The 21,299-nt window shown below is 38.4% G+C and carries 19 protein-coding genes; 18 read left to right on the top strand and 1 reads right to left on the bottom strand.

Annotated features, from left to right (window positions below; translation table 11 throughout):
• The first annotated feature begins 36 nt into the window (after positions 1 to 36).
• From rfbC to OEV42_00395, 18 genes are all read left to right on the top strand, one after another.
• Positions 37 to 549 (top strand): dTDP-4-dehydrorhamnose 3,5-epimerase, encoded by a 513-nt coding sequence (rfbC, locus tag OEV42_00310; GenBank protein ID MDH3972691.1) that lies wholly within the window; start codon positions 37 to 39, stop codon positions 547 to 549.
• 15 nt (positions 550 to 564) lie between these two features.
• Positions 565 to 1,563, top strand: a complete 999-nt coding sequence (locus OEV42_00315) for a kinase (protein ID MDH3972692.1) — start codon at positions 565 to 567, stop codon at positions 1,561 to 1,563.
• Positions 1,541 to 2,275: a nucleotidyltransferase family protein gene (locus OEV42_00320; protein MDH3972693.1), complete on the top strand. Its 735-nt coding sequence runs from the start codon at positions 1,541 to 1,543 to the stop codon at positions 2,273 to 2,275. Before OEV42_00315 ends, OEV42_00320 begins: the two co-directional genes overlap by 23 nt.
• Before the next feature lie 51 nt (positions 2,276 to 2,326).
• The gene (locus OEV42_00325; GenBank protein MDH3972694.1) at positions 2,327 to 3,382 is read left to right on the top strand and encodes a hypothetical protein; all 1,056 of its coding nucleotides are present in this window, start codon (positions 2,327 to 2,329) and stop codon (positions 3,380 to 3,382) included.
• 121 nt (positions 3,383 to 3,503) lie between these two features.
• Entirely contained in the window at positions 3,504 to 5,006 is a 1,503-nt protein-coding gene (locus OEV42_00330) for an oligosaccharide flippase family protein (protein MDH3972695.1), read from the top strand.
• Positions 5,007 to 5,044: 38 nt separating this feature from the next.
• Positions 5,045 to 5,863, top strand: coding sequence for a glycosyltransferase (locus OEV42_00335; GenBank protein MDH3972696.1), 819 nt, complete (start codon positions 5,045 to 5,047; stop codon positions 5,861 to 5,863).
• 90 nt (positions 5,864 to 5,953) lie between these two features.
• On the top strand, positions 5,954 to 6,877 hold the full coding sequence (locus OEV42_00340; GenBank protein ID MDH3972697.1) for a glycosyltransferase family 4 protein: 924 nt from the start codon (positions 5,954 to 5,956) through the stop codon (positions 6,875 to 6,877).
• 18 nt (positions 6,878 to 6,895) lie between these two features.
• On the top strand, positions 6,896 to 9,343 hold the full coding sequence (locus OEV42_00345; GenBank protein ID MDH3972698.1) for a YfhO family protein: 2,448 nt from the start codon (positions 6,896 to 6,898) through the stop codon (positions 9,341 to 9,343).
• Positions 9,344 to 9,396: 53 nt separating this feature from the next.
• Complete coding sequence (locus tag OEV42_00350; protein ID MDH3972699.1) at positions 9,397 to 10,467, top strand: Gfo/Idh/MocA family oxidoreductase; 1,071 nt, start codon at positions 9,397 to 9,399, stop codon at positions 10,465 to 10,467.
• Positions 10,460 to 11,095, top strand: a complete 636-nt coding sequence (locus tag OEV42_00355; GenBank protein MDH3972700.1) for an N-acetyltransferase — start codon at positions 10,460 to 10,462, stop codon at positions 11,093 to 11,095. The genes OEV42_00350 and OEV42_00355 overlap by 8 nt, the downstream gene beginning before the upstream one ends.
• A complete protein-coding gene (locus OEV42_00360) occupies positions 11,095 to 12,198 on the top strand; it encodes a DegT/DnrJ/EryC1/StrS family aminotransferase (GenBank protein ID MDH3972701.1) in 1,104 nt (367 codons plus the stop codon). The genes OEV42_00355 and OEV42_00360 overlap by 1 nt, the downstream gene beginning before the upstream one ends.
• 5 nt (positions 12,199 to 12,203) lie before the next feature.
• Entirely contained in the window at positions 12,204 to 13,139 is a 936-nt protein-coding gene (locus OEV42_00365) for a glycosyltransferase (protein ID MDH3972702.1), read from the top strand.
• A 17-nt stretch (positions 13,140 to 13,156) separates the two neighbouring features.
• Positions 13,157 to 14,218 (top strand): hypothetical protein, encoded by a 1,062-nt coding sequence (locus tag OEV42_00370; protein ID MDH3972703.1) that lies wholly within the window; start codon positions 13,157 to 13,159, stop codon positions 14,216 to 14,218.
• Complete coding sequence (locus OEV42_00375; GenBank protein MDH3972704.1) at positions 14,193 to 15,344, top strand: glycosyltransferase; 1,152 nt, start codon at positions 14,193 to 14,195, stop codon at positions 15,342 to 15,344. Before OEV42_00370 ends, OEV42_00375 begins: the two co-directional genes overlap by 26 nt.
• A gap of 154 nt (positions 15,345 to 15,498) precedes the next feature.
• Positions 15,499 to 16,332 carry a formyl transferase gene (locus OEV42_00380; GenBank protein MDH3972705.1) on the top strand — a complete coding sequence of 278 codons (834 nt, stop codon included), beginning with the start codon at positions 15,499 to 15,501 and terminating at the stop codon, positions 16,330 to 16,332.
• A gap of 16 nt (positions 16,333 to 16,348) precedes the next feature.
• Positions 16,349 to 17,275 (top strand): flippase-like domain-containing protein, encoded by a 927-nt coding sequence (locus OEV42_00385; protein ID MDH3972706.1) that lies wholly within the window; start codon positions 16,349 to 16,351, stop codon positions 17,273 to 17,275.
• A 44-nt stretch (positions 17,276 to 17,319) separates the two neighbouring features.
• Entirely contained in the window at positions 17,320 to 18,063 is a 744-nt protein-coding gene (locus OEV42_00390; GenBank protein ID MDH3972707.1) for a class I SAM-dependent methyltransferase, read from the top strand.
• Positions 18,064 to 18,465: 402 nt separating this feature from the next.
• Complete coding sequence (locus OEV42_00395; protein MDH3972708.1) at positions 18,466 to 20,619, top strand: hypothetical protein; 2,154 nt, start codon at positions 18,466 to 18,468, stop codon at positions 20,617 to 20,619.
• Between the two features lie 29 nt (positions 20,620 to 20,648).
• Here the strand turns inward: OEV42_00395 and OEV42_00400 are convergent, their stop codons facing one another.
• Positions 20,649 to 21,197, bottom strand: a complete 549-nt coding sequence (locus OEV42_00400; GenBank protein MDH3972709.1) for a tetratricopeptide repeat protein — start codon at positions 21,195 to 21,197, stop codon at positions 20,649 to 20,651.
• Positions 21,198 to 21,299 lie beyond the last annotated feature (102 nt).

Here is a 21,299-nt window from a genome sequence, read left to right on the forward strand (position 1 = left end):
TAGGCAGAATGAATACTCATATTGGAGAGATTTATAATGGAAGTGGTTAAAACAGAATTGGATGGAGTTTTGCTAATCAAACCGGACATTTTTGAAGATCATCGTGGATATTATGTTGAGACATACAACGAAGAGATATATCGGGAAAAAGGAATTGATGTGAAGTTTGTCCAGGATGATATATCGGTATCTTCGAAGGATGTATTAAGAGGCATTCATGGTGATGGAGAAACGTGGAAACTTATTTCCTGTCTTTATGGAAAATTTTATTTTGTCGTTGTTAATTGTGATGAAACATCAGAGAACTTTGGCAAATGGCAGTCCTTTACTCTTTCAGAGACAAACCGATTTCAGGTTCTCGTTCCTCCGAAACATGGAAATGGACATCTGGTTTTGAGTGATAGCGCTATCTTTCATTATAAACAATCTACTTACTATAATCCGGCAGGACAGTTTACCTACAAGTGGGATGATAAAAAGCTAAACATATGGTGGCCTGTTAAGCAGCCCATCCTTTCCAGAAGAGATGAAACCGGTCACTTTGTTTAATAAAGGAGTTATATCATGATTATTACAAGGACACCTTTTCGTATTTCCTTTTTTGGTGGTGGAACTGATTATCCTGTCTGGTACGAGGAAAATGGCGGCGCAGTATTAAGTACAACAATAAATAAATATTGCTACATTAGTTGTCGATACCTTCCCCCTTTTTTCGATTATAAATATCGTATCAGATATTCTCACCGGGAGGAGACGAAGGTGGTCAACGAGATAAAACACCCCTCTGTCAGAGAGTGCCTCAAATTATTAAAGATTGAAAAAGGGATAGAAATGGTTCACACCAGTGATATTCCGGCCATGTCAGGTATTGGTTCCAGTTCAGCTTTTACTGTAGGTTTTCTTCAGGCTTTATATGCGTTGAAAGGAAAGATTGTTACCAAGCGACATTTAGCGCGGGAAGCTATTTCCATGGAGCAAGATGTTTTAAAAGAAAATGTTGGTTCTCAGGACCAGATTGCTGCTGCATTTGGTGGATTTAATAAGGTAGAATTTGGCGGAAATAGAGGATTTTATGTTACACCAATGACAATCGGCACAGAAAAGATGGATTTACTTCAGGATCATCTAATGTTGTTTTTTACAGGCTATTCAAGAACTGCTTCTGATGTAGCCGCTGAACAGATAAGGAAAACAGCTTCAAAAGGTGATGAGTTAAGGGCGATGGGAGAAATGGTTGATGAAGCAATAAATGTTCTTAATAGAGACAGGGGCAATATTACAGATTTCGGTAAGTTTCTCCATGAATCATGGATGTACAAAAGAGGTCTCACAAAACTAATATCGACAAATAAAATTGATGAGATGTATGAAGTTGGAAGAAGCGCCGGTGCTATTGGCGGGAAATTATTGGGGGCTGGCGGTGGTGGTTTTTTACTCTTTTTTGCCAAACCGGAAGACCAGCAAAAAATTAAGGAAAAATTGAAGGGGCTCCTGCATGTTCCCTTTCGATTTGAACCGCTGGGAAGTCAGATAATAATGTATGCAACACAAGACTTCTACTGATAACTTGAAAGCCATGGATGTTGTGATCTTAATCGGTGGCAAGGGGACACGTCTTAAGGATGTTATCAATGACCGTCCAAAGCCGATGGCAGAAATAAATGGCCGCCCATTTCTTGATATTCTTATAGAGTATGTCGCTAGTTTTGGTTTTTGTCGATTTATCCTATGTTCTGGCTACATGTCGGATTTCATAAGTAGATATTATGAGAAACAAGAAACATCTTACAGCATAATAATATCTAAGGAGAAAGAACCGCTTGGGACGGGGGGGGCCGTAAAAAATGCAGAATGCTATATTAAAAGTGATCCTTTTTTGGTAATGAACGGAGATTCATTTTGTCTGGTAAACCTGGAAGATTTTGTCGGTTTTCATATTGAGAAAAAAGCTGATCTTTCTCTCTCTTTAGCTTCTATTGACAATGCAGCGGATTATGGAACTGTTAAGATTAACCAGGAAAATTGTATAGAAAGCTTTGTTGAAAAAGGAATAAGCTCTGCAGGTTATATTAATGCAGGCGTTTATATTTTTAACAAAAGTATATTAGAGAAAATGCCTTCTGAAAAAGCCTTTTCTCTTGAAAATGATCTCTTCCCGCAACTTGCAGGTAAATCATTTTATGGCTATGAAACTGGAGGAGAAATAATCGATATAGGCACTCCGGAAAGATATAGAAAAGCGCAGCAAGCAATAAAAAAGATGCTAAGGTCATAATTATAAATTTAATATTTCCCTTGAATAAGGATTTGATTAGAGTTGCTTATTATGAAGAATTATTTTGTTATATTTTCTTACGGGCGAACTGCAACGCAGTGGATAACTAAAGCATTAAATATGCATTCCGATATATATTGTTCTCATGGCCCGGATTATGGTGATGGGAAGTCTGCGTCTGCATCGGAGGAAGATGAAAGAGAAAGACTTGATTTAATACAAAAACGGATGAACAAATTTACTAAATCAATGGATCTTGATGAATATTTTGACCGGATTGAAACGATTCAAAAAGGAAAAAGTTTCTATGGAAATATTCATGGGATTCTTCCTCAAAGAGTTTTTACCCGTTTAAGACCATTTAAAAGGAAATATAATTTTATCAATGTTGTTAGACATCCTGTAAAAAGAGTTGAATCAATGAAGAATAGATTGCTTCATGTTTCATCTGGCAGTGAGTTTCTTAAACAACAATATGAAAATATGTTTTTGTTTGAAAAAGATACAAAAATGATGCACAGGCTTGTGGAAAAATTTGATGTAGATTTCTCTAAATATGATAATAGAATATTTTTTCTGGCAGTACAACTTCTGGAAGCAGATCTTGTGGAAAGTTCATTGCCTGTTCCTCACTTGCAAATGGAGAGAATTACAGCTGATATTGAGTATTTTTTGTATTTTTTGAAAAAAATTACAGGTGGTAAACTCAAGTTAAGTGATTCCTATATTCGTGATGTTGCATTATTCGGCAAAGTAGATGAGAGAGGAAGTAACATGATTAATAGTTCATTTGATCAGTTTGAACAATGGGAGGAGTGGAAGAAATGGTTGTTTCTTAAGACAATCGACAAATTGAAGCTTTTTAAAGTATATGATAATTATGGTTATGATCTTTCATATTGTATTAATTCGGTTTCAAAAAGTAGTGGCTCTTTGTCTCAATTAACCGATGTTAATGATGATAGTGTAAGTACAGGTAAGAGAAATAACAATGTAATAAATGCGTTGTATTGTCTTTTATCCTTCTTCAAACGTCCTAAAGCATTGGGAGGTTTATTTTTAAAGGCGATGAAACGTCGCAGGTTTTTATCCTCTTTAGTTAATTGATAAATGTAAAATTATTTGTAAAATGACGTCCATTTCATTTATAAACTTGAAAAAGAAATAATGAACATCAAATTGTCTTAATGCTTTATTTAATTAGTATGGAATTTTCGGTAACTCTTTTTTGACAAAATCAGACCAGATTGGCAGGAATATACGTTTAATGGTTTTGAGCCAGGGGTTGATAATGCTTGGCTCCTTTATTTTGATGCCATTAATTGTAGGCCATGTAGGTAAAGAACTATATGGCGCTTATGTTTTAACTATCGCATTTAATGGTTACTTTGGACTTTTTGACTTTGGAATTGGCACGGCAGTGACAAAATATACAGCTGAATATAGAGGGCAGGGAGATATCTCAAAGGTAAATGAAATAGTCAGTGCAGCCTTTGTTTTTTATATATTTTTTGCCCTTCTCGTAAGTTCGATAATATTTTTTATTGCTCTTAATATTGACCAGTTTTTTAGTGTTAAAAATAACAAAGAACTTATAGAAGAGTTATTTAAAATAACAGCGCTATTTTCTCTGATTATATGGCCTACGAAGCTTTTTCGTGATACACTGGAAGGCTTTCAGCGGTTTGACTTAATAGCCAAAATCAATATTCTGACTCAACTGGCTTATATTTCATTAACCTATATTTTTTTGAAGAATGGATATGGAGTGATAACCATTCTTGTTCTTACACACTCCCTTGCTGTTTTGAATAATTTGTTGTTGTGTATATTAACTTTTAAAAACTCAAAGCAATTTAAAATAACATTTCCTTACTTATATTTTGGCACTTTTAAAAAAATATTTAGTTTTAGCTTTTTCATTTTTCTTTGTTCAATGGCCGGCTTTATTTCGAGGGAACTTTCAAATGTAATAATTGGAAGTTTTCTGTCTTTTGCTGCCATAGCCTTATTTCAGCCGGCTTACATGTTTCAAAAGAGCCTGGCTGTATTCATTACAAAAGTTATAGGAGGTTCGTTCAGAGTTGCATCAGCAGAAGCAGAGGGCAAGGGTAATGATGAAAAACAACGATACTTATTACTTGAGGGTGGGAAATTTATTACAATGGCTGCAATCCCCTTGATTGTTATTGTGATATTTTTTATGGAACCTTTGATTAATTATTGGCTTGGAGAGGGGTTTAATGAAAGTATCTTCCCCGCTCAAGTTATAGTAGCCAGTTGGGCTTTCAATGCTTTTTTAGAGGTTGGTCTGGGTATAGTCATTGCGAAAAGCAAGGTAAAGGCTTTTTCTAAAATACTAATAGCTGAAGCGTTCTTATATCTTGCTTTATCTTTGATACTGATAAACTTTATTGGCATTGCCGGGGTAGCAATATCTGTTCTTGTAGCACGAATGACTATATTTTTCCCCGCTTTGTTAGCATTAACTTTAAAGTCGGTTCAAATGCCAATTTTAAATTATTTCAAATTGACATTTCAATGGAATTGCATATTGTTTTTTATCACTTTTTTTGTCTCATTTCTTGTAAGAGAATATTTCTATCCTAAGAATCTATTTATCATGTGCCTTGAAATAGGATTTATTTATTTTTTTGTGATTGCTTTTTGTTATATATTTCAAATGAGTCAGGAAGACAGGAATAAAATTAAAACTCTCATTCGAATTTAAATACTTTAATTTTAAGAAATTAATATGTAGTTAAGATTATGAAAGCCTCGGTTATTACAGTCATATTTAATGAAGTGAACCATATTGAAAGTATAATTAAAAGTGTTTTATCTCAAGACTGCGCTGATTTTGAACTTTTGCTGATTGATGGAGGGTCGACGGATGGAACTGTTGAAATTATAAAAAAATATGCGAAAGAAGATTCAAGATTGAAATGGATTAGTGAACCTGATAATGGGGCCGCTGATGCCATTAGTAAGGGGTTGAAGCTGGCAAGTGGTAACATTATTGGATTTATTAATGCTGGAGATGAACTTTGTGATAGTGCAATAAAGTCTGCAGTAATAACGTTTATGGAAAATCCGACGTATGATATATTTCATGGAGATTTGTTAAAGCTCCAGGGTGAGAAAGTCATGTACCTGTTGAAACCGAGTAGAAATATAGATTTTCATATTTGGCATGAAATGCCGATAAACTCTGTTGGAACTTTTTATACAAGGCGGGCAATTGACATGGTTGGAGGATATGATTTTTCCTATAAAGTGGCAACTGATTATGACATGCTTCTTAGGATGTATATTAAAAAGTGTCGCTTTTACTATCTTGACATGCCTCTTGCAAAAATGAGGTATGGGGGAGTTAGTGATACAAATTACGTAGAAGGTCTTAAGGAAATCTTCATTTCATCAACAAAAAACGGATATCCCAAATATAAAGCTGCACTTTGGTTTGCGTTCAAGTTCTTTGTTAGAACAACAAAAAATTTTCTCAGAAAAATTGGATTTCATTCTGTGATTCGACTTCACCCTAAATTTCATCCCATAGGTGGTGGCAAAAGTAAGATGGGCAGATGAAAAATGAGCAGGCTGAAAATATTATATATTACTAAAAATTCAAAAAGCTTGACCGGTGCCGGGACATATTCCGATATTCTAATTAATGAAATGGCAAAAAAACATGATGTTAAGATTTTTGAAAATGACAGTGATCTGAAAAAAAAATGGGACATTGTTCATGTAACCGATCTAAAACATTTGAATCGTAAATTATTGAAAAAATTACCCAGACCTGTTGTCGTAGATATCCATGACTATTACTGGCTTAAGTTTTATCCATTTTTTTGTCTTGATTTTGCACTCAGGTTAATATTTCAGAAGATAAGAAAGTTCAAGTATAAGCGCTTGTTAAGAGAATCTGATGCGATAGTAACACACTGTAAATATTTGAGGGACAGGGTTGAACATAAAAACAAATATTTACTTTGGATAGGTATCCAGCCTAAGGCCCTGGCTAATGATCTTGAAACTGAAAGAGAAAATTTAATTCTCTTTGTCGGACGTGACTATTTCAGAAAGGGAATATACCCTCTTTTGAAAGCCATCCCTTTTGTGATGAAAAAAATTCCTGACGTCAGATTAATTGTTGTTGGCAAGGAGTATCGGCATTCCAGGTGGTTGGCAAAGTTTTTAGGCCGGGGCTTGCCTGTAGAGTTTATCAATGGCATGGAAAGGAATGAACTCCTTAAATTATTTAGAAAAGCAAAAACCTTTGTGCTTCCTTCACATATTGAAGCTTTTGGTATCGTTAATCTGGAAGCGATGGCTTCAGGTACGCCTGTCGTTGCCTCTCGGGTAGGGGGGATTCCTGAGGTGATAAAGGATGGGGAAAATGGACTGCTTGTTAATAGGGGTGACCATATTGGAATCTCTGATGCCATTATAAAGTGTTTTACAGAGAAATCCCTTATTCGTAAAATATCGGAAGAAGGCCGCAAAGTTGTATCTTCTCGTTTTCTTGCGGGCGATATGGCGGTTTCCATGGAAAAAATTTACAGAGATATTATAAAGACTTATACCTATACACACTAATTGAAGAGAGAACCTTTCATGAATTTAAATGGAACGATAAAAGACCTTCTCGATACCGGCAGATCCCGTTTTTGGATTCTTCTTATCACATTAATACCAATATTTCTTTTATATAAGATTCTTTTTTTAGGCGAAATTATTTACGCCCCGGATGTCCTCACCCAGTACTATTGGGAGGTTATTGACTATGGAAAAACTCATTTTCCAAATCCTTTTGGTGATAAATGGCGCCCTTTGATTAACTTTGGACAGGGAGGTCTTCCGGTTCCGGCCAAGGCATATTTTCCCTGGCGCTTATTTACATACATGATTTTTTCTTTACCGACGAGCATAGCATGGGAAACCGTTACTCATATAATATTTGCCGGTATGGGTACTTTTTTCTATTGCAGGCTGATTAAACTCAATCGGGCCAGTTCATTTCTTGCCGCTATATTTTTTATCCTTTCCTCTCCTGTTATATCTTTAATCAATGCCGGGCATATTGGCAAGATCAATACGATTGCCTGGGCGCCATGGGTTTTTCTTGCGCTGGAAAAAGGATTTCAGGATAGAAAACTATTCTACTTTTTAATTACCGGCGCCGTTCTGGCAGTTCAGTTTTTTGAAATGCACTGGCAGATATCTTTTTACACATGCATTGCAGTAGCCTTCTATTTTATTGCCAGACTTACAAATTTGCACCTGGAGGATAAAAATACAAAAGAAAGTGCCAGGTTATTCGTTTATGGCACAGTAATGGTTGTTGTGCTGTTTGCAGCCATTTCTATTGAATTTTTACATATTTATGACTGGTCAAAACGAAGTGAAAGAGCTGGAGGGATGAGTTATGATACCGGAATGAGTTGGTCATTGCCTCCGGAAGAATTGGTTACATTTCTTATCCCCGGCTTTTTTGGTCTGAGCATGAAGATGGGCGCCGATCCCTCTGGTGAACATATATATTATTGGGGGAGAATGCTATTTACGCAGACAACCGACTACATGGGGATTTTCCCGTTAGTGCTGGCTTTTTCAGCTTTATTTTATCGGAGAAACTGGTACACAAAGTTTTTCCTTTTTCTTTCTCTTTTTACGCTAATTGCGGCGCTTGGAAAATATACACCTGTTTATCGTTTCATGTTTGATTATCTTCCCGGTTTTTCCACATTCCGGGTTCCTAAAATGATACTTTTCCTTTTTGCTTTTACTGTTTCCGTCCTGGCAGGGTTTGGAGCAGAATGGCTGTTTTTTGATGAGGATAGAAAGAAGAGTGAAAGCGTAAAAAGGATTATTTATGTTCTTGGCATCCTTCTTTTGATTACGCTGGGGATTACCCTTTACGCCTATTTTGATAAGGAAAGCCTTATACAGGCATATAAGCCGGAATTATCCAGGTCTTTTCGCACAAAACTACCTGAAAGTATGATTGATAAAAGGTTTATGAACATTATACAGGGTTCTATTGTCTTCCTGTTTATTTCAGGTTCTGCAATGTTTCTATGCTGGTTGAGTATAAAAAAGAAAATTTCCGGAAACCTGCTTGTTTTTATTGCCTCTTTATTATTTATAATAGATATATGGATTGTTAACAGTAAATTTATCGTTACCGGTCCTGCGCCAAAAATAGAGAAAAGCAAGACGATAGAATTTCTTGAAAATGATAAAGGACTATACCGGGTAGCTACTTTTGCCGGGGAAGATTCTTTTCAGTATTCCTATTTCAAAATTCCCGTCGTCTCTAATTATCTTGCAGTTTCAGAAGGTTTTTTTGTTGAATACCGGAACAGGTTATCATTAAAGGGCAATTCCCTGGATCTTATGAATGTTAAGTATATAACACTGAAAAGATCTGATATAAAAGCCCCTCTGGGTTCAACATTTTTGGATAAATATACAGTTGTTTTTATTGATAATGAAAAGGGTATTGTTTTAATTGAAAATAAAAAATATCTTCCAAAAGCCTATCCGGTCCATCGAGTTGTTGTGGAAACTCAAAAGGATTCAATCTTCAATGTATTGAATCACCCTCAGTTTAACTCCAGGGAAATGGTTTTGCTGGAAGAAAAGCCTCACACATTGCCGCCTTCATCTATACCGTCTTCAAAATCTGACGTTCATATTACAACTTATAATAATGATGAAATACTGATTAATGCAGACATGGCCCAGGATGGTTTTCTTGTGCTGGCTGAGAAGTATCATCCGGGATGGAAAGCTTATATCAATGGAGTGAAAACGAAAATTTATAAGGCTAATTATATTGCCAGAGCCATCTATTTGCCTGAGGGAAAGCATAAGGTTACCTTTGTTTTTGATCCCTGGCCGTATAAGGTCGGATTATGGCTCAGTTTGGCCACATTTGTCTTTCTTGCAGGGGCAATTGCAATGAGGGTAAGAGGAGGTAAACCTGTAGTGCTGATTCAGGAAGATGCAGTGAAAAAGAAGAAGAAAAAAGGGAAAAAGGGAAAAAAAGGAAGAAGTTAATAGCCGCCTGAAATATAAAATCTTTTATGGAACCTATTATTAAAGGTTGATCTATGCCTGAAAAATTAAAGTTTGCCTTCATCGGATGTGGTAGAATCGCCAAAAGACATGCCCAGATACTGTCTGTAATGGATGATGTAAAGCTTGTTGCAGTATGTGATATTATTAATGATCGTGCCCGATCATTCAGTACAGAATATGATGTGCCTTGCTATACGGATTATCATAAGATGCTCAAGGATGAAGACATTGACGTTGTCAGTGTGTTAACACCCAGTGGTTCTCATGCCGAAATCGGGATTGATGTTGCGAAGACGGGGCGGCATGTGATTGTAGAAAAACCGATGGCCCTTCGTCTGGAGGATGCCGATGCATTGACGGCAGCCTGCTCTGTTAACAAGGTTGAACTTTTTGTCGTTAAGCAGAACAGGTATAATCTTCCTGTTATCAAGCTTAGGGAAGCTATTGACGGGGGGCGGTTTGGAAAATTGGTTTTGGGGACGGTGCGGGTAAGGTGGTGCAGGAGGCAGGACTATTACGATCAGGATGCCTGGCGGGGGACATGGGCCATGGACGGCGGCGTTTTTACCAATCAGGCGAGTCACCATATCGATCTTCTTCAATGGATGATGGGGCCTGTTGAAAGTGTCATGGCAAAAACAGGAACAATGCTTACCAATATTGAAACTGAAGATACAGGCGTGGCTATACTCAAATTTCAAAATGGCGCGCTTGGAGTAATTGAAGCGACAACCTGTACACGGCCGAAAGACCTTGAGGGATCAATAAGTGTCCTTGGAGAAAAAGGTTCTGTTGAGATTGCAGGCTTTGCCGTTAACAAGATGAAAATCTGGAACTTTGAAGAACCGCTCGACGGAGATGAAGAGGTAATAGAAAAGTATGCCCAGAATCCTCCTGATGTTTATGGTTTCGGTCATAATGAATTTTTACGTAACGTCGTTGATTGCATAAAAGATGGCAGACACTCGATTATCGATGGTTTGGAGGGCCGTAAGTCACTGGAATTGATTAATGCCATCTATGAGTCAGTGGAAACGGGCAGGGAAGTATTCTTGCGTTTTAAACCGAAAAGATGCCGTCTCGGCATGAGAGATCGTGGCTGATTATAAACTTTATAATAATGTCCACCTTGCAGGAACATCAAATATTGGTGATTATGTAATTATTGGTATGCCGCCTGCCGGAAAGTGTGATGGAGAGCTTGAAACATTCCTTGGGAGCGACGCGCTGATAAGGTCTCATACGGTAATTTATGCAGGTAATTGCATCGGTAATTATTTCCAGACAGGGCATAATGTGATGATTCGCGAGGATAACAGAATCGGAAACAGTGTGAGTATCGGGACGGGAACGGTCGTTGAGCACCATGTGACTATTGAAAATAATGTGAGGATTCACTCGCAGGCATTTATTCCTGAATATTCAACGCTGAAGGAGGGATGCTGGATAGGTCCGAATGCAGCGCTTACTAATGCTCTGCACCCGCTTTGCCCCAAGGTAAAGGAATGTATTAAAGGGCCGACTATCGGCAGGAATGCAAAAATCGGGGCCAATGCGACGGTTTTGCCCGATATTAAAATAGGAGAGAATTCTCTTGTCGGCAGTGGTTCCGTTGTTACGAAAGATGTACCTGAGGGCGTTGTTGTCGCCGGTAACCCGGCCAAATTTATTAAAAAAATTGAAGAAATCAATTGTCCCTATGAATTGATAGAAAGGCCCTATGAGATCTGATGAAAGTACCTTTTGCTGATCTTTCCCGGCAGCACATCCCCATTATGGGTGAACTCTCCGCTATATTTGAAGAGGCCCTTAAAAATTCAAACTTTATAATGGGAAAAGGCCTCAAGTCTTTTGAACAAGCTTTTGCCTCATTTTGCAATGCAACGCATTGTGTTGGTGTGGGGAATGGCACAGATGCTCTTGTCCTTGCGCTTAAAGCGCTCAATATCGGCAGGGGTGATGAGGTGATTACGGTCCCCAATACCTTTATTGCAACGTCGGAGGCCATAACGTCTGTTGGTGCAAAACCGGTTTTTGTGGATATCGATCCGCTTACCTTTACTATTGATGTTGAGCAAGTTGAAAAGGTGATTAAGGGAAATACAAAGGCTTTACTTCCTGTGCATCTCTACGGACATCCGGCAGAGATGAGCTTAATAATGGCGCTTGCCCAAAAGCATGGCCTTAAAGTTGTTGAAGATGCTGCTCAGGCTCATGGAGCAACTTACAAAGGGCTAAGGGCAGGGTCCATAGGCGATATTTCAGCTTTCAGTTTTTATCCCGGTAAAAACCTGGGTTGCTTTGGAGATGGTGGCGCTGTTGCTACTAATGACGGTGGATTGGCGGAGAAGGTCTCCATGTTAAGAAACCATGGCCGCAAAGAGAAGTATCTTCATGAACTTGAGGGCTATAACAGCAGGCTCGATACGATCCAGGCGCTTATTCTCGAAAAGAAACTTGAATATCTGACAGCCTGGAATGAGGAGAGGCAGAATGCCGCCTTAATATACAATAGACTCCTTTCCGCTGTTGATGAAGTTGTTATTCCTTATCGCTCCAGTGATGTAACTCACGTTTTTCACCTTTATGTGGTAAGGTGTAGAAAAAGGGATGATCTCAAGAATTTCCTCAGGGAAAATGGCATTGATACGGGGATTCATTATCCTCTCCCCCTGCACTTGCAGCCTGCTTACCAGTGGCTTGATTATGGAGAAGGCAGTTTTCCGGAAGCCGAAAAAGCGGCAAAAGAAATACTCTCTCTCCCTGTTTTCCCCGGCATTAAAGAGGAAGAACAAAACTATGTGGCGCATATGATTAAGGAGTTTTACCGTTGAAGGATGTGAAACCAACTATTTCTGTTTTTATTCCCGGTTATAATGAAGTAGGGAATGTGGATTTGCTTCTTGAGAAGATAGCCGTCGCTTTCAAAAATGACGGTATAAAAGGGGAAGTCATTTATGTTAATGACGGAAGCACTGATGGAACCGCTGAAAAACTGGAAACGCTTAAAGGGAAATATTCTTTTCTCAGAGTTTTCCATCACAGGACAAACTTTGGTCTTACCGAGGCCATGAGAACCGGGTTTCCGGAATGTGGTGGAGAAATTGTAATTTTTCTTCCTTCCGATCTTGAGTCTGACCCGGAAGAAGATATCCCCAAATTATTTCATAAGATCAGGGAGGGTTATGACATTGTAGCCGGTTGGCGACAGGGGAGAAAGGATGGGAAGAGTTTCATGTCAGCCATCTATAATATTGTTTCAAGAAAACTTTTCAACGTATCAGCCCATGATATGAACTGGATCAAGGCTTTTAGAAGGGAAGTCCTTGATGATATTGAATTGAGAAGTGACTGGCACAGGTTTATTTTAATGATAGCCGCATCTAAGGGGTATAAGATTGGTGAAGTAAAGGTTAACTGGTATCCCAGAAAATCGGGTAAATCGAAGTTTGGATTTTGGCGCATTCCCAAATCACTTATCGATGTTTTGGTTGTAAAGTTTCTTCTTACCTATTCAAAGAAGCCCATGCTTTTTTTCGGTCCCGCAGGAGGGGGAATTATTTTAGTCGGTCTTGTGATTGATATGTACTTGGCCTGGCTATGGTTTTTTCAGGCTACTCAAAAAAGACCGGTATTTATCTTTTCCCTTGTTCTAATGGTAATAGGATTATTCATTTTTATGGTTGGTTTCCTGGCAGAGATGATCGTAAGCATTACGGAGAGTCCGGAAAGCAGGGACGGTAAAAAAAATAATAATTTAAACAGGCGGTATTGACAGGCGCTTATTTGGTTATGAAAAAAAAACTTTATGTTGCTATAGGCAGCGATTGTGATCCTGACAGGCCGGGTTACGGAGGCCCTTTATACTCTGAAAAGACCTTAACCTGGCGTGGAAATGAGGAGGGCATAAGTTTTTTTTCTGCTTTTAGAGAAAAGTTTTCAGAAAGAAATGGGTATTTCCCAAAAATTACGTGGAACGTGAGGGCAGACAGGCAGATTGAAATGGTTCACGGCTCAGCCGGTTATTGCCTTCAGAAACATGACAGGTTATGGAATTCACTGGAAAAAGAAGGGGATGAAATTGCATGGCATCCCCACCTGTGGGATTGGGATGATAATGCAGGCAAGTGGTACCAGAAAGTAAATGATTACCGTTTTAAGGAAAGGTGTTTTTCCACTGGTATTGAAGCTTTTCGTCATGTATTAGGATTGACCCCTCATACAGTCCATGCAGGATGGTGCTATCAGGACAATGAAACGCTTGCCATCCTTTCGAGAGAGGGCGTGCGTGTCGATTATTCAGCTAATCCCGGGCAGGATACAATGGGACAGCAAGATATGGATCGATCCCTCTGGGACAGAACACCGTCAAACCCCTACTATCCCAGCGCAAAAGATTATCAGACTCAATCAGAAAATAAAGGGGAAAACCTCACGATTTTGGAAGTTCCTTCTACAACAGGTGAACACCGGGGGATGAATTTGCTGAAAGTAATTTCAGATCAGCTAAAACATGGCGTTAATTTAAAAGCTATTAAACATTCCCCCCGCCAGGTTCCTTTCATTGCATTAAAACCTGCACTTTTTAAGTTGATTATGAGAGATGTTTTAAAGAGAGAGAGACAACCTGTTAACTACTTTCTTTCCTATTTTCACTCCGATGAATTATTGCCTGAACAATATAAAAGGGGATTAAAGAAAAATATGTATAAATTAGAACATATTTTTAAAAATCTGATTCTCCTGAAAAGGGAAGCTGAAAAAAGTGATATGGAATTATCTTTTGTTACTGTGAGGGAACTCCTGGAATTAATTGAAAAAGGGCAAAGTGAAACTGCTTCTGCTTACCCATAACTACCCCCTCTTTTATGGCGATATGCGGGGCAAATTCCTGCTGTCCCTGGTTAAAGGCCTTGTCGAACAAGGTGTAGATGTTGTTGTTTCAACGCCTTTTTGGATTTCTGAAGCTGCGAATAGGGAATGTATTGATTCCTTCTCCGGTGAGACAATAATCAGATTTCCATGGGCGGGCAATCGATTTCAGTCAATGTCACCGGTAAATCCGGTCCATATTCTGAGTTTTCTCAAATTCTGTAAGACCTGGTCTCAATCGTTAAGTACTATTGTAAAAAAAGAAAAGTTTGATTTGATAATAGCTGCATGGGCAATTCCTGCAGGAATTCTTCTGTACAATAAAAATATTAAAGGTGTTTTCAAAGGTGTATGGTTATTGGGAACCGATTATCACAGGTTTATGAAGTATCCTTTTAAACCCATAATTATTAATATCTTGAAGAAGGGTAATCAGGTATGGTCTAACAGTAAAAGGGTCGTCAGTGAATTGCAAACCACCAGGCCCGGTTTAAATGTGTTCTTCATGCCTGACAAAACAAAAAAGTGGGAACAGTTTCAATCTTCGAGCCCTGTAAATGATAAAAAAAATATCCGACTTCTGAGTATTGGCCGTTTGGAAAATGTAAAAGGTTTTGATATGGCTATTAAGGCCTGTCGCTCACTTATAGATAAAGGCATTCCTGTGGAATATGAAATAATAGGTGAAGGGAGCCGGAGAAGCGAGTTGGAAAGTTTGATTAGTGGCTATGGTCAACACATAAAGCTTGCAGGCAAAATTGAAGATGATGATATTTTGCTGGAGTATTTGCAGCGTTGCCATGCGCTTGTAATTCCTTCACGATATGAAGGAATGCCTTCTGTTTTTTTCGAAGCCCTTGAGGCAGGAAAACCGGTTATTGCTACAGATGTGGGTGATATGAAAGTCTGTCTCCGGGGAAACTCTACAGGGAAGGTGACAGCTGTTGAAGATATTGATGGTCTGGCTGAAAGTATTCATATGCTGGCAGAGGGAAAGGTCCATTTTGATCAACAAAGGGCAGATGAACTCTTTGCAGAGTACAGTGTGGATAGATCGGTAGATCTGCTCCTGTCCATTCTTAAAAATAAGAAGACTGAGATTTTATAGAAGACGGAAATTTAATGGAATAAATTCTGTTTTTGATTTACTTGTTATCAACTGACTCATGGATTCAAATTTTTTTATGTTGCAAACCGGTGAGCATCTTCTTGTGAATACTATGAAGGTTTGATGGGAGATTTATACAGGCAGGAAGCAAGGAATGGTTGAAAAAAAATACAGGCCCAGTGTGCTTTTTCTTACAAGAAAGGATCCGGCAAATTGCTTTGTTGCACAAGGGCTTAGTTCAAGCAAGAGCATTAACCTGCGAGCTGTTCTTATTGAAAGTCGTTCAATGGGCCGGCGGCAGTTGTTGTATAAAAAAATCTGTAATGCTTATAAAAAAAACAGCTTGCCGGGAGCCCTGAAGCTTATCATTGATCTTCCCTATTTATATTTTCAGGACAGGGGCTTATTGAAGATGCAGAAACAAAAGCTATGGGGTGGGAGTGATCCGCTCATGCCTCAAAATGTGCCTGTGCACTGTTTTGATGATCTTAACAGCCGGGAATCGATAAACTTTGTAAAAGAGATGGATGCCGATTTTCTTATTGTTATGGGGACCAGGATATTGATTAAAGAACTTTATTCAGCATCGAAAAGTGGTGCTATTAATATTCATATGGGAATCACGCCCGAGTATCGGGGCAGCAAAGGGGAGTTCTGGGCACTTTACAGGGATGATCTTGAAAATATTGGTTTTACGGTACACTTTATTGATGATGGAATCGATACGGGAGAAATATTGTACCAACATTTTACAAGACCGGAATTAAATGATAATGAGCGTACACTGCGTATAAAAAATATTTTTAATGTTGTTCCTGCTGTCGAGCTTGTATTAGAAAATTTACAAATGGGTGTGACACTGCAAATATCAAGGGAGGGGAGAAAGAGCTGCTTTTTTTCTACACCTTCAATGTTTCAGTATATGCGTCTCCATTGGCGTCTGAGACGGGAAAAAAATAGAAAAAGAATGGGAATGAAAAAGCATTAATATGGCAGGAAGGTGGTTGGTAAGATTGGCGGCCTTGCTTATGTTTGTTCTGGCCTCTTATTATATTTATAAAATGGTTTACAGCCAGTGGGAACTTGTAAGGAAAGGCCCTCGAGAGATAAATTGGGAAATGGTTGCCTTTGGCCTTTTTATCTTCGAACTGTACTGGTTATATCAGATTTATCACTGGAAAAGGATTATGGCTGTATTGGGTAGTTCTCTTGGTTTTATTCATTCATGCCAGATGTTTGTAACAAATAATTTGCTCGCTTATATTCCGGGTAAGTTTGCCAATATTATGGGAATGGCAATGCTGGCGAAAAAGAAGAATGTCTCCCGAATCCACACCGTTACGACTGTCATACTTTTTCAAATTTATTCGCTGGTAAGTGGCGTTTTATTTATAGCTGCTGTCATGGTGGGGAGTAATGGAAATGTGAAAAATCTTATATCTGAAGAATGGATCCCTTTTCTTTGTGCGGGCGCTTTATGCGGTATTGTGATGGTTATGCCTGCTACCGTCAATAGAGTCCTTGCTTTAGTCCGCAAAATTACAGGGCGTCAAGTAGAAGAAGTACGCATATCTTTTGTCGATCACCTGGCACATCTTTTAATATATTTTTTCAGTTGGCTGATTCTGGGATTGTCCATGTATTTTATTGTTTCAGGCTTGGGTGAAAATCTTTTGACTAAAGTCTATATCTTTGAGATAACTATAATCATTATTGCGAGCTACTTGATGGGTTTGCTCGCTTTTTTTGTTCCTGCCGGTTTTGGTGTAGCCGAACTGGGTCTTGTTTATGGTTTTATGAAGCTCTTTGAGCCGGCCCAGGCTGTTTGGGGGGCTGCTTCTTTTAGGATTGCAGGTCTGGTAACATTGATTCTCAGCTACTTGCTGTTGCTTCTCTTCGCTGTGAATAGAAAACAGGTTGACCGATTTTAGGTATGAGAATAGAAGGGGGTTTTTTATGATCAGGTGTAAAATGAATGAAGGATAATGTTCAAATTAAGGAGCAAGAAGAGTTTTACGACCGTTTATGGCATGAACGTCTGACCAGTCGAAAGCGAACATGGCTGGGGAAAATCTACCATTTTGATGAAAAAAGCCGCTTGAATATGTTGGGGCGGGAAGTCGATAAATTTATAGACCCGTTTGGCAAGGGCGTCAAATCATTTGATCTCGGTTGTGGGAGAGGAATAGTATCATCCCTTCTATTGCAAAAAGGACTGCAGGTGACGGCCCTTGATTTATCACCCGCTGCCATAGAGCTTAACAAGAAACGAATGCCTGAGGCAGAATTTATTGCATCAGACATCTTTTCTTACGATAATTATGACTTCGGAAAATACGATCTTCTTGTCAGTTCGGAAGTAATGGAGCACCTTCAGGTAGAAAGAAGGAAGGATTATGTTGATATCATTTTCCGGCTGTTAAAGGATGGAGGTATGGCAATTATTACGACGCCAAATGCAACAGAAATGAATAGATTGGGAATGGTGAAAGATCAGCCCCTAGACTTCTGGATGACTATGGAAGAGTTCAAAGCTTGTTTTGAAAGCAAATTTCTACTTCATTCTTTTCAAACAACATGTTTATGTTTTAAAAACAGGTTTTTAAATTACTTCTGGAAATTAGTGCCTTTTGTAAATAATATTGCCGACAGATTCATTGCTTCATCTGAACGAGGAAAGTATCAAATGATTGTTGTTGAGAAAAAAACATCAATATGATGCGTATGTTGTTTAAATTAATATAAATCAATGGAGTCCGGTTTAGTTATTTCCGTCGGCTTACATTTTCCGCAAAGGAGTTGAAATTTGAATTTGTTATCCAGGGTTAAACTTCCCAAGTCAAACTTTTCTATAGCCAGTATATATTTTATTTTAGTTATTATATTTTTTTATAAACTGTTTTTGCATCCTGATTTTATAGTATTCGGCACTGATGCTACAGATAGATTTTCTATTACAAATTATATCAGGAATGTAGCACTTGAATATGGGAGTTTTCCTTTATGGATTCCGGTTCATTTTTCCGGTCTCCCAAATATTGATGCTACTCATTCTATCCAGCTGAATTTATTCTGTTTTTTGTATTACATCCTGCCTCTTCCGTTGGCATTTAACCTCTTTATGTATATACATTTTTTCTTTGCCGGTTTTTTTATGTACCTTTTTGCAAAAGAAATTAATTTGAAAAAAGAGGGGGCTTTCCTGGCCGGTCTTATGTTTATGTTTTCCGGCGTCCTCATTTCACACCTTTTTGTGGGACACATGGCTAAAATTGTATCCTGGTCACATGTTCCCTTGCTGCTTTTTCTGACGAAAAGAGGTGTTGAGAGGAGAGAACTTAAGCCATTTCTCATTATGAGTATTGTTATGGGTCATCAGTTTCTCGGGGGACATACTCAGATGAGTTTTTATTCTACTTTGCTTATAGGTGTTTTTGCCCTTTTTGCTCTTTATCATTTTAAGGAGAAAGGGAATACTCCCGCCGATTGGCTAATTAAGCCGGGCCTGAAGTTTCTATTGTCCATTGTGCTGGCTGTCATGATTTATTCAGTTCAGCTCCTGCCTTCTTATCTTTATACCCAGAAATACTCGGAGCGCTCCGGCGGGACAAGCTATGAGTTTTCCACCTCCTGGTCTTTTGCACCCATTGAACTGCCGGGAATAGTTATTAGAGATCCTTTTGGTTATGCCTGGCCATGGACGATCAATATGGCAAAGACCGAGAGAAATAAAGATTCATTTGCCAAACCTTTCGTTCCTTATTGGGGACCCATGCCTCAACGGTTGACGGGGGATTACCTTGGTGTCTTGCCCTTTATTCTTGTCATAATAGGTATTACCTTTAACAGAAACCGATATAGTTGGTTCTTTATTATTTCAGCGATAGTTACATTGCTCTTATCTCTGGGAAAATATACCCCCCTTTACTGGTTGGCTTATAAGTTTGTATTTGGTTTCAGTTATTTTCGGGTCCCATCATCTATCTTCGCCTTAACGGTTCTTTGTTTCTCTTTACTGGCCGGTAAAGGGGTGGATTTCCTCTTGAATGACGACAGGCAGTTTACACAAAAAAGTTTTAAACGATTTATGAAAGGAATCTCTATTTTTACGGTTTTACTCGTTGTCTTTTCTGCTTTGTTGAGTTTTTTGGGTGAGAACTATCTTAACCTGTTTCAGGTTTCTATGGATAAATATCGATTTGCTGCTCAATTGGCATCCTACGATTCAATGGTAATGGACAGGTTTATCAAAATAAGAAACGGGCTATTCATTTTTTCCGCTTTAATGATAATATCGACACTAATTATTTATTTCCGCAGTATTGGAAAGGTAAGTAAACAACATCTCAGCATATTATTGTTTGCAGTAATCATTATAGATCTTTGGGGGTACGGGTACGAGTTTATAAAATATACAAAGATTGATGAGAATACTTTCTATGGAAATATGAAGGCTGTCAAGATTGTTAAGGAGGATAACAAGGACCAAAAGTTCCGGCTCCTGGCAATAGACGATAGGTCTATCCAAAATGCATCGATTAATTTGAGGTCTTTTTCTTATCATGGTATTGAATTGCTTAACGGAAGGCATGATCTTGCTCCCAGGTATTATCAGCAAATGCTTAATGCCTCTGTTAAAAGTCCAAAATTGTTAAGCCTTCTTAATGCAAAGTATGTGCTTTTAACCAAAAACAATGATTTAAGGCGATTTGTCGGCAGTGGTGAAAGGTTTGAGAAGCAGTTTAAGCTTCTTGTGACGGATGACACCTTTAAACTTTATAAAAATAACGAATATATGGATAGAACTTTCATTGTAAACAGGGCGAGAATAGTAAGTGATGATAAGTACGTACTTCCTTATATGATGAGGGACCACTTTGATCCCACCACGGAAGTTGTTATTGAAGAGAAACCTTCTAAGCCCGATGGTATGGCAGGTAAGCCTGCAAAAGAAAATAAGACTGAAATTGAATTGTACAGCCCTAATAGAATTTTAGTTAATGCCGATCTAAAGGCAGACGGATTTCTTGTTCTTGCCGACACCTATTACCCTGACTGGAAGGTTTATGTTGATGGTGTTGAAGGAAAGATTTACAAGACGGATTATGCTTTAAGGGGTGTTTATCTTAACAGGGGGAGCCATAAGCTGGAATTTGTCTATGAGTCTAAAACACTGAAAATGTACGGGTCACTTTCAGGCTCTGTGCTGATCCTGACATTATCAGCTATTATATGGATTATTTATCGGGAAAAAAGGGCGCTTTCCATGTCATAAACTATCGTTATTATTCTCCTTATTGTTATTTATTTCTTTTCAAGCGTCCTCATCAATTCCCTGGCTTCAGTTTTTAGTTCATGGCCACTATATTTGCTGATAAGCGTTTGCAGGTCAGTTTCTGCTTTTTGAGGTTCTTTAACCTTCAGATAGCAAATAGCGGACATGAAAAGCACATTGGGCATGAATTGGCTTTCAGGGTAATCTTCCCTGAAGCTGTTGAGAGCGACAAGCGCTTCGGGAAAATTATCGCTATTCATAAAATCTTCAGCGCTTTTAAGGGCTGCCGACTCAGCCAGGAGTTTATCGCTTTCGTGCCCTTTCCAGATGGGCTTAAGCTCCTCAGAACCTTTTTCAGCGCCCTTGATTCCTGCGACGGCTGTATTGCTTCGTTTGTTATATTTATTTGGAGAGAGTTTCCTTATCTTGATCCATAACCTGTCAAGAAACCCTTTTTTCTCATACTTTTTTTCTGTTTTAGCAGTGGACTTCTCTTCTCCGTAGAGCTTTTCCTGGTTAAGAGTCCCGATGGGGAAAATCAAGGTAATGATTACAAGAAAGTTTATGACGTTTTTCATGTCTTCCTCCCTTAATGAATATGACTTTCATCAATCTATTCTTATCTTTTTAAGTATAAGACATTTATTGTTAAGTTCAAAGGATATATTAATTTAATCTAT

It is taken from the genome of Deltaproteobacteria bacterium (assembly GCA_029860075.1).
Taxonomy (GTDB): Bacteria; Desulfobacterota; JADFVX01; order JADFVX01; family JADFVX01; genus JAOUBX01.

Excerpts from the sequence above, each read along its gene's own strand:
- OEV42_00395 (MDH3972708.1), top strand. The coding sequence starts at position 18,466 with ATGTATATACATTTTTTCTTTGCCGGTTTTTTTATGTACCTTTTTGCA.
- OEV42_00390 (MDH3972707.1), top strand. The coding sequence starts at position 17,320 with ATGAAGGATAATGTTCAAATTAAGGAGCAAGAAGAGTTTTACGACCGT.
- OEV42_00380 (MDH3972705.1), top strand. The coding sequence starts at position 15,499 with ATGGTTGAAAAAAAATACAGGCCCAGTGTGCTTTTTCTTACAAGAAAG.
- OEV42_00345 (MDH3972698.1), top strand. The coding sequence starts at position 6,896 with ATGAATTTAAATGGAACGATAAAAGACCTTCTCGATACCGGCAGATCC.
- OEV42_00350 (MDH3972699.1), top strand. The coding sequence starts at position 9,397 with ATGCCTGAAAAATTAAAGTTTGCCTTCATCGGATGTGGTAGAATCGCC.
- OEV42_00325 (MDH3972694.1), top strand. The coding sequence starts at position 2,327 with ATGAAGAATTATTTTGTTATATTTTCTTACGGGCGAACTGCAACGCAG.
- rfbC (MDH3972691.1), top strand. The coding sequence starts at position 37 with ATGGAAGTGGTTAAAACAGAATTGGATGGAGTTTTGCTAATCAAACCG.
- OEV42_00370 (MDH3972703.1), top strand. The coding sequence starts at position 13,157 with ATGAAAAAAAAACTTTATGTTGCTATAGGCAGCGATTGTGATCCTGAC.
- OEV42_00400 (MDH3972709.1), bottom strand. The coding sequence starts at position 21,197 with ATGAAAAACGTCATAAACTTTCTTGTAATCATTACCTTGATTTTCCCC.
- OEV42_00315 (MDH3972692.1), top strand. The coding sequence starts at position 565 with ATGATTATTACAAGGACACCTTTTCGTATTTCCTTTTTTGGTGGTGGA.
- OEV42_00335 (MDH3972696.1), top strand. The coding sequence starts at position 5,045 with ATGAAAGCCTCGGTTATTACAGTCATATTTAATGAAGTGAACCATATT.
- OEV42_00360 (MDH3972701.1), top strand. The coding sequence starts at position 11,095 with ATGAAAGTACCTTTTGCTGATCTTTCCCGGCAGCACATCCCCATTATG.
- OEV42_00320 (MDH3972693.1), top strand. The coding sequence starts at position 1,541 with ATGCAACACAAGACTTCTACTGATAACTTGAAAGCCATGGATGTTGTG.
- OEV42_00340 (MDH3972697.1), top strand. The coding sequence starts at position 5,954 with ATGGCAAAAAAACATGATGTTAAGATTTTTGAAAATGACAGTGATCTG.